This is a genomic window from Pseudomonas sp. AP19, assembly GCF_001728855.1.
Classification (GTDB): Bacteria; Pseudomonadota; Gammaproteobacteria; order Pseudomonadales; family Pseudomonadaceae; genus Aquipseudomonas; species Aquipseudomonas fluorescens.
Genome location: NZ_LXJP01000002.1, coordinates 108859 through 122852, shown reverse-complemented (window position 1 = coordinate 122852; position 13994 = coordinate 108859). Strand labels below are relative to the sequence as shown.

Annotated in this window: 19 protein-coding genes; 15 read left to right on the top strand and 4 right to left on the bottom strand. The window is 60.2% G+C overall.

Going from position 1 to position 13994, the window contains the following annotated elements:
- Positions 1–6: 6 nt before the first annotated feature.
- From A7D21_RS02535 to A7D21_RS02520, 4 genes are all read left to right on the top strand, one after another.
- Positions 7–882: a LysR family transcriptional regulator gene (locus A7D21_RS02535; protein WP_053257185.1), complete on the top strand. Its 876-nt coding sequence runs from the start codon at positions 7–9 to the stop codon at positions 880–882.
- Positions 883–992: 110 nt separating this feature from the next.
- The gene (locus tag A7D21_RS02530; RefSeq protein ID WP_053257184.1) at positions 993–1418 is read left to right on the top strand and encodes a VOC family protein; all 426 of its coding nucleotides are present in this window, start codon (positions 993–995) and stop codon (positions 1416–1418) included.
- A 135-nt stretch (positions 1419–1553) separates the two neighbouring features.
- Entirely contained in the window at positions 1554–2096 is a 543-nt protein-coding gene (locus A7D21_RS02525) for a cysteine hydrolase family protein (protein WP_053257183.1), read from the top strand.
- Between the two features lie 4 nt (positions 2097–2100).
- Positions 2101–3084 carry a GlxA family transcriptional regulator gene (locus A7D21_RS02520; protein ID WP_053257182.1) on the top strand — a complete coding sequence of 328 codons (984 nt, stop codon included), beginning with the start codon at positions 2101–2103 and terminating at the stop codon, positions 3082–3084.
- On the opposite strand, the gene A7D21_RS02515 is transcribed toward A7D21_RS02520, so the two are convergent.
- Positions 3055–3222: a DUF2986 domain-containing protein gene (locus A7D21_RS02515; protein WP_069551007.1), complete on the bottom strand. Its 168-nt coding sequence runs from the start codon at positions 3220–3222 to the stop codon at positions 3055–3057. The genes A7D21_RS02520 and A7D21_RS02515 overlap by 30 nt on opposite strands.
- A gap of 296 nt (positions 3223–3518) precedes the next feature.
- Between A7D21_RS02515 and A7D21_RS34130 the strand changes: the two genes are divergently transcribed.
- The gene (locus A7D21_RS34130; protein ID WP_081006398.1) at positions 3519–3707 is read left to right on the top strand and encodes a DUF1737 domain-containing protein; all 189 of its coding nucleotides are present in this window, start codon (positions 3519–3521) and stop codon (positions 3705–3707) included.
- A gap of 47 nt (positions 3708–3754) precedes the next feature.
- Here the strand turns inward: A7D21_RS34130 and cynR are convergent, their stop codons facing one another.
- Entirely contained in the window at positions 3755–4642 is an 888-nt protein-coding gene (gene cynR / locus A7D21_RS02505; RefSeq protein WP_053257180.1) for a transcriptional regulator CynR, read from the bottom strand.
- A gap of 111 nt (positions 4643–4753) precedes the next feature.
- Here cynR and A7D21_RS02500 point away from each other — a divergent pair, with 111 nt between their 5' ends.
- The 4 genes from A7D21_RS02500 (at position 4754) to A7D21_RS02485 (ending at position 7658) form a co-directional block, all read left to right on the top strand.
- Complete coding sequence (locus A7D21_RS02500; protein WP_069551006.1) at positions 4754–5395, top strand: carbonic anhydrase; 642 nt, start codon at positions 4754–4756, stop codon at positions 5393–5395.
- A 181-nt stretch (positions 5396–5576) separates the two neighbouring features.
- Complete coding sequence (gene cynS, locus A7D21_RS02495) at positions 5577–6047, top strand: cyanase (RefSeq protein WP_069551005.1); 471 nt, start codon at positions 5577–5579, stop codon at positions 6045–6047.
- 77 nt (positions 6048–6124) lie between these two features.
- A complete protein-coding gene (locus A7D21_RS02490) occupies positions 6125–6364 on the top strand; it encodes a DUF2790 domain-containing protein (protein WP_069551004.1) in 240 nt (79 codons plus the stop codon).
- Between the two features lie 70 nt (positions 6365–6434).
- Complete coding sequence (locus A7D21_RS02485; protein ID WP_069551003.1) at positions 6435–7658, top strand: amidohydrolase family protein; 1224 nt, start codon at positions 6435–6437, stop codon at positions 7656–7658.
- Here A7D21_RS02485 and A7D21_RS02480 read toward each other — a convergent pair.
- Both A7D21_RS02480 and A7D21_RS02475 read right to left on the bottom strand, forming a co-directional pair.
- A complete protein-coding gene (locus A7D21_RS02480) occupies positions 7637–8698 on the bottom strand; it encodes an alpha/beta fold hydrolase (RefSeq protein ID WP_053257175.1) in 1062 nt (353 codons plus the stop codon). The two genes, A7D21_RS02485 and A7D21_RS02480, sit on opposite strands and share 22 nt — an antisense overlap.
- Before the next feature lie 110 nt (positions 8699–8808).
- On the bottom strand, positions 8809–9216 hold the full coding sequence (locus tag A7D21_RS02475) for a hypothetical protein (RefSeq protein ID WP_053257174.1): 408 nt from the start codon (positions 9214–9216) through the stop codon (positions 8809–8811).
- A 153-nt stretch (positions 9217–9369) separates the two neighbouring features.
- Here A7D21_RS02475 and msrA point away from each other — a divergent pair, with 153 nt between their 5' ends.
- From msrA to A7D21_RS02445, 6 genes are all read left to right on the top strand, one after another.
- Positions 9370–9876, top strand: a complete 507-nt coding sequence (gene msrA / locus A7D21_RS02470) for a peptide-methionine (S)-S-oxide reductase MsrA (RefSeq protein WP_053257173.1) — start codon at positions 9370–9372, stop codon at positions 9874–9876.
- Between the two features lie 722 nt (positions 9877–10598).
- On the top strand, positions 10599–10958 hold the full coding sequence (locus tag A7D21_RS02465; RefSeq protein ID WP_053257172.1) for a response regulator: 360 nt from the start codon (positions 10599–10601) through the stop codon (positions 10956–10958).
- Positions 10958–11569 (top strand): chemotaxis protein CheC, encoded by a 612-nt coding sequence (locus A7D21_RS02460; protein WP_053257171.1) that lies wholly within the window; start codon positions 10958–10960, stop codon positions 11567–11569. The genes A7D21_RS02465 and A7D21_RS02460 overlap by 1 nt, the downstream gene beginning before the upstream one ends.
- Positions 11570–11581: 12 nt before the next feature.
- Entirely contained in the window at positions 11582–12910 is a 1329-nt protein-coding gene (locus A7D21_RS02455; RefSeq protein WP_069551002.1) for an ATP-binding protein, read from the top strand.
- 2 nt (positions 12911–12912) lie between these two features.
- Positions 12913–13350, top strand: a complete 438-nt coding sequence (locus tag A7D21_RS02450; RefSeq protein ID WP_053257169.1) for a response regulator — start codon at positions 12913–12915, stop codon at positions 13348–13350.
- Between the two features lie 167 nt (positions 13351–13517).
- Positions 13518–13994: an N-acetyltransferase gene (locus A7D21_RS02445; RefSeq protein WP_069551107.1), complete on the top strand. Its 477-nt coding sequence runs from the start codon at positions 13518–13520 to the stop codon at positions 13992–13994.

Here is a 13994-nt window from a genome sequence, read left to right as displayed (position 1 = left end):
ACCCGCATGATTCGAGAACTAAGGACCTTTGTGAGTGCCGCGCGGCGCGGCACGTTTGCCGCTGCCGGCCAGCACGTGGGGCTGACGCAATCGGCCGTGAGCGCGCAGATCAAGCACCTTGAGGACGCGCTCGGGGTCAAGCTGTTCGATCGCACCGGCCGCTCTGCCACGCTCAACTGCGCAGGGCAGCGGGCGGTGCCGCTGGCGGAAGAGATCCTCGATATCTTCTCGCGTATGGGCACCCCGGACAGCGCGAACAACTTTCAGGGCGCGTTGCGTATCGGTGCCATCGGCAGTGTGCAAACCGGCCTCCTGCCTCAGGCGCTGGTGGCCCTCAAGCAGCGTGCACCGTTCATTGAAGTGAACCTCGTGCCCGGCGTTTCGCTGAACTTGCTCAGCCAGGTCGATGCCGGTGAGCTGGACCTGGCGATCATGATCCGCCCGCCGTTCAACCTGCCCAAAGACCTGAGTGTCGAGGTCATCGCCCGCGAGCCCTTCGTATTGATCGCCGCCAGGGACGTGCAGGGCGATGACCCGTTGCAACTTCTCCGCGAGCAGCCCTTTGTGCGCTATGACCGCGGTTCGTTCGGCGGGCGCCAGGTCACGCAGTTTCTCAAGGAGCAACACATCCACACTCAACCCGCCCTCGAACTCGACGAGCTGGACGCCATCGTTAAGATGGTCCGCAGCGGCCTCGGCGTTTCCCTGGTGCCCATGGCCGGCATGTGGCTGGAACACGGCAGCGACGTGCGGGTTTTGCGCTTGGAGAACCTCACGTTCTTTCGTGAAATCGTGCTGCTGAGCAAGTACGCCCAACGCCAATTGCCGCTCTTCGAGTTATTCAGGGCGTGCGTCATGGACGTGCTGGACGCTGCGAAGTAGGGCGCGAGCATCGAAAAAATTGAGGCTCAGGGCGCAAGATATCCGCTTTATCGCCCCGTCGTTCTAGTGAAGAATCGTGCGCTAACCAACAGCCCTTGCAGGTAGCCACCGTGAGCCTTTCGCCCTTTCATTTAGCGATTCCCGTCTACGACCTCGCCGCCGCGCGCCACTTCTACGGCGACGTGTTCGGGCTCTGCGAAGGCCGTTCCAGCGCCCAATGGGTCGATTTCGACTTCTACGGCCACCAGTTGGTGATCCACGAACACCCCAAGACTGAATCCCAGGCATCGGTGCACGCCAACTCGGTTGACGGCCACGACGTACCGGTCCCGCATTTCGGCATCATCCTGCACTGGGACCAGTGGGAAGCCTTGGCGGATCGGCTCAGGGCGCGCGAAACCCGCTTTGTGATCGAGCCCTACATTCGTTTCCAGGGCCAGGTGGGCGAGCAGGCCACCATGTTCCTGTTCGACCCCTGCGGTAACGCGCTGGAGTTCAAGGCGTTCAAGGACATGAGCCAGCTGTTCGCCAAGTAATTGCACACTCGTTGCCGGCCGTCACTTATGTCCGAATCGGTCCTGAAGTGGTCCGCCGCGCGTCTGTTGCACAGTCGCGTGTGTGCCTACCATGGCTTGCATCACTTACCGTAGTGCAAGCCCAGAGGACACGTCATGAGCCGCAAAGCCCTTATCGTAATCGATGCGCAACATTCGTTTCGTCATTCAACCTACTGGTCCGAAAATGACCTGCCGGGTTACCTTGAAAAACAGCAGGCGCTCATCGACGGGTGTGTTCAACAAGGCATCCCGGTGATACAAGTCTTCCATGTCGAAGACCAGGGGCATTTCTCGCTGGCCTCGGGCAATGTCAGGGCGTTGAGCGAGTTGTCGATCAACCCCGACGTGATCATTCACAAGCGCTACCACAGCGCCTTTGCCGGAACGCCGTTGGCGGCCCGGCTCACGGAGAGGGGAGTCACCACGGTGATCATCAGTGGCATTCGGACCGAACAGTGCTGTGAAACCACCACGCGCCAGGCCTCGGACAGTGGCCTCAGTGTGGATTTCGTCAGCGAGGCGACCTTGACCTTCCCCATGACCCACGCCCGCAGCGGTCGGGTTTACACCTCGGCAGAGATTCGCGAGCGTACCGAACTGGTGCTGGACGAGCGTTTTGCCCGCATCGTGACGGTGGCCCAGGCGTTGGAGGGGTGAACCCATGACCGTGCCGGTGCTGTTCGTGCTGCTGCCCAACGTGCTGATGCTGGACCTGGCGGGCCCTGCCGAAGTGCTGCGCCTGGCCGCTCAAGCCGAGGACCCGGCGGCCATCGACTTCGATTTGCAGTACGTCAGCCCGGTGCAATCCCTGCAAACCTCCATCGGCTTGCCGCTCACGGGGTTGGCGCCGCTCCCGCCAACCCTGGCGCCGGGCACGTGGGTGGTGTTGGTGGGCTCGACGTCAAAGGTCACGGCGCAGCGCCGGCAGGCGTTCGAGTCGGCCAGCGATACGCTGACCCAGTGGCTGCAAAATGTCTTCGCCGTGTCGGGCGAGCGGCTGATGTGCGTTTGCGCAGGCGCCTTGAGTGCCGCCCGTGCAGGCCTGCTCGACGGGCGCCAGTGCACCACGCACCATGCGTTGTGCTCGACGTTACAAGGACTGGCCCCCAAGGCGCGGGTGTTGGAAAACCGCCTTTACGTCACCGACGGTCCGGTCAGTTGCAGCGCCGGTGTGACGGCGGGCATCGACCTGATGCTGCACCTCGTCGCGCAACTGGCCGGGCCCCGGCTGGCCTGTGCCGTCGCGCGGGATATGGTGGTGTACATGCGGCGCAGCGGCGCCGACCCGCAGCTTTCGCCGTGGATCGCCGGGCGCAACCACCTGCACCCGGCCGTGCATCGGGTGCAGGACGCAATCGCCGCGGCGCCCTGTGAGGTGTGGACCGTCACGCGCATGGCCAGCCTGGCCTGCACCAGCAGCCGGCACCTGGCGCGGTTGTTCCACGAGCATGTCGGCAGCAGTCCGCTGGACTACCTGCACACGCTGCGGTTAACCGTGGCCCGTGAGTTGCTGGTTGAGTCGACCCTGGACATTGAAACCGTCGCCGAGCGCGCAGGCTTTGGTTCGGCGCGCCATCTGCGGCGCATCTGGGGCAAATATGAAGCGGGGACGCCTTCAGCTGGGCGTGTCGCCGCCGCTGGTTGAGGCTTGCTCAACCTCAGCGTCCAGTTTCGCGCGGTCGGCTTTGCTGATGTACTTATCTTTGCTTTTCGGCGCCAATTTGGCGCTGGCTTTTTTGGCTTTGGCCTTAAAGAGCTGCTGGAGTTTTTTCTGGCGATTCATGACGTGCTACTCAGCGGGTAATTGCTGGAATGATATCAGCTTAAGTCACTGACTCAGGTGTCGGCGTCAGGGCCTCGATACGGGCATACGTTCACCCGCGTTGTTGGCCTGCCTTGGTGTACCGCGCTCTGACAGGGCGGGGTGCGGGTGCAGACGCGTTGTTGGCACCTGATCGCCCGATGAATCTTCAGGGGCAGGAGGCAGGGTCGGGCGGGAATGCTACAGTCGGTTCGCCCAGTGACCTTAAGGTAAGCCTGGGCCTCATTATTCTCATGTCGATTCAGGAAGGCACGCCCATGCAAACCACTCCTCCCGAAGGCTTACCTGTTTACCGGTTACTCACCGGTAAAGATGACGCATCGTTCTGTCATCGAGTCTCTGAAGCCCTCGCGCTGGGCTACCAGCTGTATGGCTCGCCCGCGGCCACCTTCAATGGCGAACACGTCGTGGTGGCTCAGGCTATCGTTTGGAACCCCGTCAAGTAGGCCGTGGTGGCTCACCTCGATAACAGCGAAGGCCGGCCCGGCGCGGTTCATTCGCCCAGCGCCGCAGCGACCTCCTTGGCCACCTGCATAAACGCTCGAGACGCGGACGACTGATAAACCCCTTTGCGCTGCATCAGCACCGCCGTGCGCTGCAGCCGCTGCGGCCCAAGCTCAATCGCCAGCAACTCCGGATGCGCTCGCGCAATGGCCGCCGGCAACAGCGTCGACAAGGTGGTCCTGCGCACCACCTCAGTGAGCGCACCGATCACATTTGCCTCCATCACCACGCGCGGGCGGATACCGTGTTGCTTGCAATAGCGGTCAATCTGCTCACGCGTGGCAAACTCGGCGCTCAGCAGAATCAGCGATTCTGCATTCAATGCTTCCAGCCCAATAGCCTGCGCCGCGGCCAGCGGGTGCTGATTGCCCACCACCAGCGCGAGTGTTTCGACCAGCAGGGGATAGGCGTCGATGTCTTGGGCGTGCCGCTCATCAAACGCGATGCCCACATCCAGCTCATCGGCCAGCAGTTGCAGCTCCATCTGTTCCTGGGCGACCTCACGCACGTTCAGCGTGATGTTCGGGTACCGGCGGTGAAAGGCTTCGACCAGTGGCCCGACCAGGTACGTGGTGAAGGTCGGCGTGACCGCAATCCGCAGCGTCCCTCGGCTCAGGTCGCCGACGTCATGGATCGCACGTGTGCCTTCCTGCAGTTCCTGCGCCGCTCGCAGCGCATAGTGCAGGTAAACCTCCCCGGCATCGGTCAGGCGCGTCTTGCGCCCTGAGCGATCAAACAACTGCGCGCCAAGGCTTTCTTCCAACTGCCGCACTTGCTGCGACAGCGCCGGCTGTGAGACATGCAGCGCCGCTGCGGCTTTGGTGAAACCTTGATGCTGCGCGACCGCAAGGAAGTATTGGATGTGTCGTGCCAGCATGGCTGTATCCATAAGATTATCTGATGTACTTGATCATATATGAGACTTTTACCTTATTAAATGGGCTGGGTAACCTTTGCTTCATCGCATCGCGAACCCAAGGAGTCACCCATGCAAGACATCATCGACGGTTTCCTGAAATTTCAACGTAACGCCTTCCCCGAGCGTGCCGGCCTGTTCAAAGACCTGGCCAACCAACAGAGCCCACGGGCGCTGTTCATCTCCTGCTCCGACAGCCGCCTGGTGCCAGAACTGGTCACGCAGCGCGAGCCCGGTGACCTGTTCGTCATCCGCAACGCCGGCAACATCGTGCCGTCCTACGGCCCCGAGCCGGGCGGCGTGTCGGCTTCGGTGGAATACGCCGTCGCCGCCTTGCAAGTCAGCGACATCGTGATTTGCGGGCACTCCGACTGCGGCGCGATGACCGCCATCGCCACCTGCAAATGCCTGGACCACATGCCCGCCGTGGCTGGCTGGTTGCGCTACGCCGACTCCGGCCGAGTCGTGAACGAGGCCCGCCAGCACGTCGACCCGCACGCCAAGGTCGCCTCCATGGTCCGCGAAAACGTCATCGCGCAGTTGGCCAACATCCAGACGCACCCTTCGGTACGCCTGGCCCTCGAAGAGAAGCGCGTGACCTTGCATGGCTGGGTCTACGACATCGAGAGCGGCTGCATCCAGGCCTTCGATGGCCGCAACGGCAAGTTCGTGGCCCTGGCCGACAACCCGACCGTACGCGCTGTTTCGTACTGACCCCGCAAGCGAAGAAAGTTGAAGGTGGCAGCTGGCTTGCCTGCGATGGCATCCACCCGGTCTGCCTGGCACACCCAGTTGCCTGCATCGCAGGCAAGCCAGCTCCCACACTTGATCTTCGGCGCTGTCCCGATTGGCACTAGCCGTTTCACCCTTAATGTTTACCCACGGAGATAACCCCATGATCCAGTCACAAATCAGCCAAAACACTCGCCTTGCCCTGGCCGACGTCATCCTCCTGGCCAAAGCCCGCAAAGACCTGTCGTTCGCCCAGATCGCCGAAGGCACGGGCCTGCACGAAGCCTTCGTCACCGCCGCCTTGCTCGGCCAGCACCCACTGCCGGCCAACGCCGCCCAAGTGGTTGCCGACACCCTGGGGCTCGACGCCGATGCCGTGCTCCTGCTGCAAACCATTCCGGTGCGCGGCAGCATCGGCAACGGTATCCCCACCGACCCGACCATCTACCGTTTCTACGAAATGATTCAGGTCTACGGCACCACGCTCAAGGCGCTGGTTCACGAGAAGTTTGGCGACGGCATCATCAGCGCCATCAACTTCAAGCTCGACGTTAAAAAGGTCGACGACCCGGACGGCGGCTCCCGCGCCGTGATCACCCTGGATGGCAAATACCTGCCGACCAAACCGTTCTGATCCCGCTACCCGTGAGCCCGGCGCTGCACAGGCGCCGGGTTCGCCTTTCCTCACGCTGCCGAAGAGGTCATCTGAAAATGAAAGCGTTATGTGTACTGATACTCGGCGTGTTTTGCGCCGCAGCGATGGCCGACGAGCCACTCCCGGTCGAGCAATACAGCTACTCCCAGCACCTGGACATCGCCCGTGTGATTTCCACCAGCGAAGTGCCGGACGTCTGCGCGGTGGTGCCCGTGCGGATGACCTATGAAGACGCCAAGGGCCAGCGGCACATTCTCGAATACCACGTGATGGGTAACGGCTGCTCCAACGGTTGAGCCATCCATTGTTTGTTTTTTAGCGTTGCGCCCGGTGCGCCTGAGGGCTGCAACAGTGAGGGTCGGTTTCATGGATTTAATCTTTCGCAACGTACGCATTGATGACGCACAACCGCTGATGGATGTGGCGGTGCACAACGGCCACATCGTCGAGGTTGCGCCGAACATCGCAGCCCAGGCCCGCCAGGAAATCCAGGGCCACGGCAACGTGCTGATACCGGGGTTTGTCGAAGGGCACCTGCACCTGGAAAAAGCCCACGTCATGCATCGCCAGGCCAATCGCTCCGGCACATTGAAAGAGGCGATCGCGGTCACCGCACAACTCAAACCCACCTTGACGCGCGACGACATCCTCGAACGCTCCACCCAGGTACTGCGCGCCCTGGTGCAGGCGGGCACCACCCACGTGCGCGCCCACGCCGAGTTCGACCCGGTACAAGGCTTTACCGGGTTTGATGGGGTGCTGGAACTGCGCGAAAAATTTCGCGACGTGATTGATATCCAGGTGGTCGCTTTCCCGCAGGAAGGCATCTTCAAGCTGCCCGGCATGCAGGCGATGATGGTCGAGGCCATGGAAAAAGGCGCCGATGTGGTCGGCGGCATTCCCTACAACGATGTCTCGGCGCAGGAACATATCGACTACGTGTTCAGCCTGGCCAAGCGTTACGGCAAGGACATCGACTTCCACCAGGATTTTGCCGACGACGCCGAACACATGAGCATTGACTACCTGGCACGCAAGACGATTCAGGAAGGCTATCAGGGCCGTGTGTGTGTCGGGCACTTGACCAGCCTGGGCGCCGTAGCGCCACACCCACAGCGCGAGATTATTGAGCGGGTTCGCGACGCTGGCATCAGCGTGATGTGCCTGCCGGCAACCGACCTGCACCTGGGGGCGCGCAGCGACACCCACAACGTGCGCCGCGCACTGACGCCGGTACGCGCCCTGCGCGATGGCGGCGTGAACGTGTGCCTGGCCACCAACAATATCCGCAACGCATTTACCCCGTTTGGCACCGGCGATTTGCTAAATATCGCGCAACTGGCGATTCCTGCCTGTCACCTGGGTGGGGCGGATGACCAGGCCACGGTGTTGTCGATGCTCACCACCAACCCGGCGCAAGCGCTGGGGCTCAAGCACTATGGGTTGGCGCCGGGTAAGCAGGCCGATTTGGTGTTGCTGGACACGCGCTCGGTCGGCGATGTCATCCTCGATCTGCCGACGCGCCTGATGGTGCTCAAACGCGGGAAAATCGTGGCAACCTCGACCTGTCAGCGTTCGCTGGTTTTTTGACCCGGGGTGTTTGCGCGGGTCAGAAACTCGCTGATCAGCGTCACCACCTGCTGCTGAATCACCGCCCGTGGCCGAGCCCCTTCACCGTCCCGGCAAATCATGCCGTCGCCCGGCGAGCTCTCTTCAATCAGCGCCATGCCGCCCGGCTTGCAGATCGACATAAAGCTGAAGTGCGTGGCGTCGCTGATCTCCACGTACTGCGTCGAAGTTTTAGGCAGGCGCTTGACCATGTCGGCGGATTCCAATTCGGGGGACATGTCCTCCGTGGGCACGCCACCTGCAATCACCAGCGCCGGTACCGGCAATGCGCCAAGGCTTGCGCTGGTCAGGCCGCGTGACAGGCCCAGGTCCAAAGACACAATCGCGGTGACGCGTTTGTCGCTCAAATCAGCCGCCAGTTGCGCCTTGCCGGCTGGCGTGCCGGCAGGGTTCATTTGCTGGTAGCCGATGCAGCCGCCCAACTTAGGGTGTTCGGCGCAGTCACGGCTGAACAGGTCGGGGTCGAAACGCGCACCGGCGATTTCCAGCACGGTCCAGCCGCCGAGGGAGTGGCCCACTGCGGCAATCTGATGTTGCGCCACCGCGCCAAACAGCTTCGGCTGAGCCAGCACCGCGTCAATCGCGCGGCTCAGGTCGGCCGGGCGTCGCCATAACTGGGCGGCGGCTTGCGGGCTGCGGTCCTGGGTGGTGGTGCCGGGGTGGTTGACCGCCGCCACGATGTAACCCTTGTGCGCCAACGCGCTGGCCAGCCACACCAGCTTGCCCCAATTGCCACCGTAACCGTGGGAAAGCACCACCAGCGGATGCTCACCGGCAGCCGGTGCCGCGTCGGGCACGGCGAGGGCGCCGATGAACACCGCGTTGTCGGCGATCAGCTCGGGTTTGGCGGCGGTGGCGGCGGGGTACCAGACCGCCAGTTCCAGTGGACGCTGGCTTTTTGCATCCGGCAGGGTCGCGGTTTTGAAACCGACGGGGCTTTCGGCCGCCAGGGCCGGGGTCGCCAGGCACAGCAGGAACAGGGCGCGCAGCAGTGTTTTCATGGTTTTAATCTTCCTTGATTGGGGGGCGCATCATCACCTGAAATCCCCTCGCAATGCATCCCCCTTTCCTGCAAATACGCCGCCTGTTCCGACTGCGTTGGGCTGCGCGCCTATGGCGCTTCGAAACCCTCGTAGTCCAAGGCAATAGGGTCGGCCTTCGGGTAGCTGACATACACCACCACGGCGTCGCTGCTGACAACCAACGCGTAGGGCCATTTACCGTTGGCCTTGCGCATCTCCTCATAAAACGGCAGGAAAAAATCCTTGGTCTGACCACGTGGGTCGTAGGGCGCTTGCACCTGGAAAATCGGGTAGTGGCCGCCGTTGCAGAGCTGGACGCGTTCGAGCTGGAAGTTGTTCTTCTCCAATAACGTGCGCGTCGGGTGCTGCCAGGCGGCGAGGTCCACATCGTGGCAGTCATGGGCGGTGGTGGTGTAGAGCGTGGTGTCGTTGAGGGCGGGCAGGGCGTAGACCAGCCCGGGAATAAACAGCAGCAGCACGGGGAGATGGCGTCGCATGTCGGGGTTCCGAACAGGATAGGCGCGAGAGTGTAGAACGTTTTACAGCGACAGTTTTCAGCGCGATCCGCAACTTGCCGATCCGTTGAACCTTGGTATTCGCCAACACAGCCCCATAACTACCGGTGTATCCACTAAGCGCTAGGACAGACCATGACCAACCAAACCGAAACCGCCATCCTCGCCGGCGGCTGCTTCTGGGGCATGCAGGACCTGCTGCGCCGCTACCCCGGCGTGCTGAGCACGCGAGTCGGCTACACCGGCGGCGATGTGCCGAATGCCACTTATCGCAACCATGGCAATCATGCGGAAGCGATTGAAATCGTGTTTGACCCCGCAGTGATCACGTACCGGCAGATCCTGGAGTTCTTTTTCCAGATACACGACCCCAGCACGCCTAACCGGCAGGGCAATGACGTCGGGCCGGGCTATCGGTCGGCGATTTATTACCTGAGTGAACAACAACGCGACATCGCTGAAGACACCGCTGCGGATGTTGATGCTTCTACGTTGTGGCCGGGCCGTGTGGTGACTGAAATTGAGCCGGCGGGGCCGTTCTGGGAAGCGGAGCCGGAGCATCAGGATTATTTGGAGCGCATACCCAACGGCTATACCTGCCATTTCATTCGGCCGAATTGGAAGTTGCCGAAGCGTACGTGAAGGTGAGTGACGTCAGGGAAGAACAGGGCAGGCCAGGTTCGGGAAACCGCCTGAACGTGGCCTGCTGCAAGTGTTCGGCCGCTACTGTGTTCAGAAGGATTGAGTTATTTAGAGCCTTCGCTTAATGCGCGAATGGCGACGGGTTTTTAGAAACTTTGCGTAATAGCAACCAGGCCACGTTAATTTTTAAAGTGGCCTGATCCCTGTTGTTCAGTTTTTATTAGAGTGAGGGCCTATTCACCGGTTTGAGTGAAAAATCTGGGTGGGCGCTTTTAGGCTGTTTTCTCATGCTACATCGGTTTCTTATAAGCGAAACACAGCCTGCATGCTGTTTCAGCGGCGGCGATTAAATGGGCATCTGTTCGATGCGCATGGCCTCTGGCTTTAATGATTTTAAGCGCTTACTCTCAAGCCGGAATGTGTTTGCGGCCGGCCTCGCTTTTAACGCTTACGCGCCGTGTAGGCCGTGTAATTATTCTCGCGCAGGGTGTTGTGCATAATCACCGACGCTACTCGCGCTTTCCACTTTCACCCCGAGTTTGCATGACCCGGCCAACTTGTAGGGAAATCCCTACACACTTCGTAAATCACCACCGTCCTGTCACGCTTGAGTGATGGCACTTTGCCATTTGTCGAGCTAAGCTGGTTAAAAGATTTAAAGAAATCTTAGTTTCTGCGGCTTCAACTCAAGCCGAGGACACTTCATAAATGTGGAGTGCATCATGAAAGTTTTAATTGCCGATGACTCATCCATGTCCCGCAAAATGGTGTTGCGGGCGCTGCCAGAATCACTGACTGAAGATGTTCGCCAAGCCTGTAATGGTGCCGAGGTGATGGAGGCCTATCACGCCGGTTTGGTCGATCTGCTTTTTCTCGACCTCACCATGCCCGTCATGGACGGTTTCCAGACGTTGGAGGCGCTCAAACGCGAAGACGCCAACGTTATCGTCGTGGTGATCAGCGCAGACATCCAGCCGCTGGCCAGGCAGCGAGTCAAGGAACTGGGCGCTGCTGCATTCGTCGCCAAGCCGGTTACGGCAGAAGCCGTACTCAATGCTTTGCACGTCATAGGAGTGCTTTGATGGAAACCTTGGCCGAGCTCACCGAAGACCAACGCGATGCCCTGCAGGAACTGATGAATATCGCCATGGGACAGGCGGCCGAGCGACTGGCGCTGCTGACCAACACGATCGTGACGCTTTCGGTGCCTTTCATTCATCCGCTGATCCGGGAACAGAACAAGCTGGCGATTCCGGACCATCTGCGCCGAAGCTTCATGATTGTCACCCGCCAGTCTTTCCTGGGTGAGTTACGTGGGGAAGTGTTCGTGTGCTTTGGCGCCATGGGCGCCGATAAATTGGCCGAACTGCTCGGCTACAAGGGCAGCGGGCTGGCCCAGCAGGACGAACTGATGCTCGATGTGACCAACATCCTGACCGGCGCCTGCATCAGTGGCTTGGCAAAACAGGTGGCGACGCAAGTGAGCTATGACGCGCCCTCCATTCTCGTCCACAGCGAAGAGGCCGCGAACGCGCTGGATGAATTGAACCTGAATGAACACCTGGCGATGGTGCTGGAAATTCGCTTCGAGGTTCAGGCGCATCAATTTTCCTGTGACTTGTTGATCTGCATTACTGAACGTACAGCGAGCGTTGTCGTTCGCGCCATTGATCGTTTGCTCGACGAGCTTTGAAGGAGGCTCTTCATGACAGACAACAAGGCAATTTCCCGGGAAACCCTTGAGTCGATGCTCAAGGCCATCAATATGGGCGTGCTGCTCGTCGACGCTGATTGCAAAATATTGTTCTCTAACCACTTCATGTCCATCAACAGTGGCAGCAGTGCTGAACAACTGATCGGCCGTACGCTGTTTGACGCCTTTCCCGAGCTGCCCGAGGTCTGGACCCGACAGAAGATCAACAGCGTCATCACGCTGCAAAACTTTGCGTTCACTTCATGGCAGCAGCGGCCGCACCTGTTTAATTTCGAAAGTACCCGGCCCATCAGTGGCATGGTCCGGCTGATGTATCAGAACTGCACGTTCTTCCCCGTACAAGATGCCGATGGCAGCACGCTTGGCGTGGGCCTGGCCATCAGCGATACGACCGACACGGCTGCCCGTCAACTTGAGCTGACGCACCTGAACAAGTTGCTGGAAGAAGAAAAGAGCGCCCAGGCACTGCTTATCGCCCGGCTTGAAGATGCACAGGCGCAGTTGCTGCAGTCCGAGAAGATGGCGGCGATCGGGCAGCTTGCCGCGGGCGTGGCCCATGAGATCAATAACCCGATCGGTTTCGTTTGTTCCAACGTCAACAGCCTGCGTCGTTACCTCGTAGACATCTTCGCACTGCTCGAAGCGCATGAACGGGCGACCGACGACCACCACGCCAATGCGCATCCCGAACTCGTGGTCATGCGCGACAAGATGGATTACGCCTTCATGCGCCAGGACATCGACGAACTGCTTGCCGAGTCGGTTGAGGGCCTTGACCGAGTCACGCGCATCGTCAAAGACCTGCGCGAGTTCTCCCACGTTGACAGTTACGAGTGGCAGCTGGCCGATCTGCACAAGGGGCTCGACAGTACCCTCAACGTCATCTGGAACGAGATCAAGTTCAAGGCTCAGGTGAACAAGTGCTACGGCGATATCGAGCCCATCGAATGCATGGGCTCACAGATCAATCAGGTTTTCCTGAACTTGCTCATCAATGCCAGCCATGCGGTGGGGGCCGACGGCGAAATCACCATCAGCAGTGGCCGGGAAGACGGCGGCGTGTTCGTCGAGATCGCCGACAACGGGCATGGCATCCCCCTGGAAATCCAGAACCGCATATTCGAACCGTTTTTTACAACCAAGCCGGTGGGCATGGGGTCGGGCCTTGGCCTGTCGTTGTCGTACAGCATTATCGTCAAGCACCATGGAAGGCTCACCGTCGACAGTGAGCCGGGCAGGGGCAGCCGTTTCCGCGCGTGGCTACCCTTACAGCAGCCCAAGACACAGACCGTCCCAACGTGCGCCGCTGAAGGATGCTGATCATGGAAACCGTCTCTGCCTGTGTAAAACGCTACACCGTCATGCTGGTGGATGATGAAGAAAGTATCCTCAACAGCGTCCGCCGGTTACTGCGCACACAGCCCTACGACTTGCTCCTGGCCACGAGCGGGGCCCAGGCACTGAGCCTTTTCGAACAACACGCTGTAGACATGATCGTCTGCGACGCGCGCATGCCTCATATGGACGGCCCGTCCTTGCTGCGCGAGGTGCATAGGCGCGATCCGCACTGCATGAATATACTGCTGACGGGGTATGCCGATATGAGCATGATCAATCAGGCAATCGACGACGGGTATATTTTCCGCTACGTCAGCAAGCCCTGGAACGATGAAGAGCTCAAGCTCACCCTCGATCAGGCCCTGGAGGCGCAGAGAGTCCTTCGTGATCGTGAAAACCCTCAGGAACTGATGGGGGCGTAGGACCAAAGCCTGTGCAGGGGCTGACGTATTGCGCAAACGCCGTCAGGTTTGTTCTCAGCCAAAGCAGGTGGCAACGGGTGTTGGGCGGGGGTGGCAAGCGGGCATTGAGGAAACAGGCGATGCCCCATTACATTGGCCATCCGAGGAGCCTACACAGAGTGCAAAAGATGCCCCTTTCACGCAGTCAATACTCGCCTGTCACGTTGGTGCTCGCTCAACACAGCGACATCGACGACCTCGTCGCCATTCGAATCCAAGCCATGCGCGAAAGCCTGGAGCGTGTCGGGCGCTTTGATCCCGTGCGCGCCCGTGAGCGCTTTGTTAGCGGTTTTCAAGCGCACAGCACGCGTTACATCGAAGTATCTGGAGACCGCGTGGGTTTTGTAGTGGTCAAGCAGCACCGCGATGAACTCATGCTCGACCACCTATACGTGATCCCCCGCGTGCAAGGATCAGGAATAGGCGCTGCGGTGCTCACGCAGATTTTCAAGGAAGCGGATGCGGCCGCACTCCCTATTAAAGTGGGCGCCCTCAAGGAAAGTGCCTCGAATCGTTTTTACATGCGCCATGGGTTCCAATTCGTCGAAAGCAGCGAATTCGATAATTACTATGTGCGGCAGAGCGGTACAGCGGCTCAATCGTGA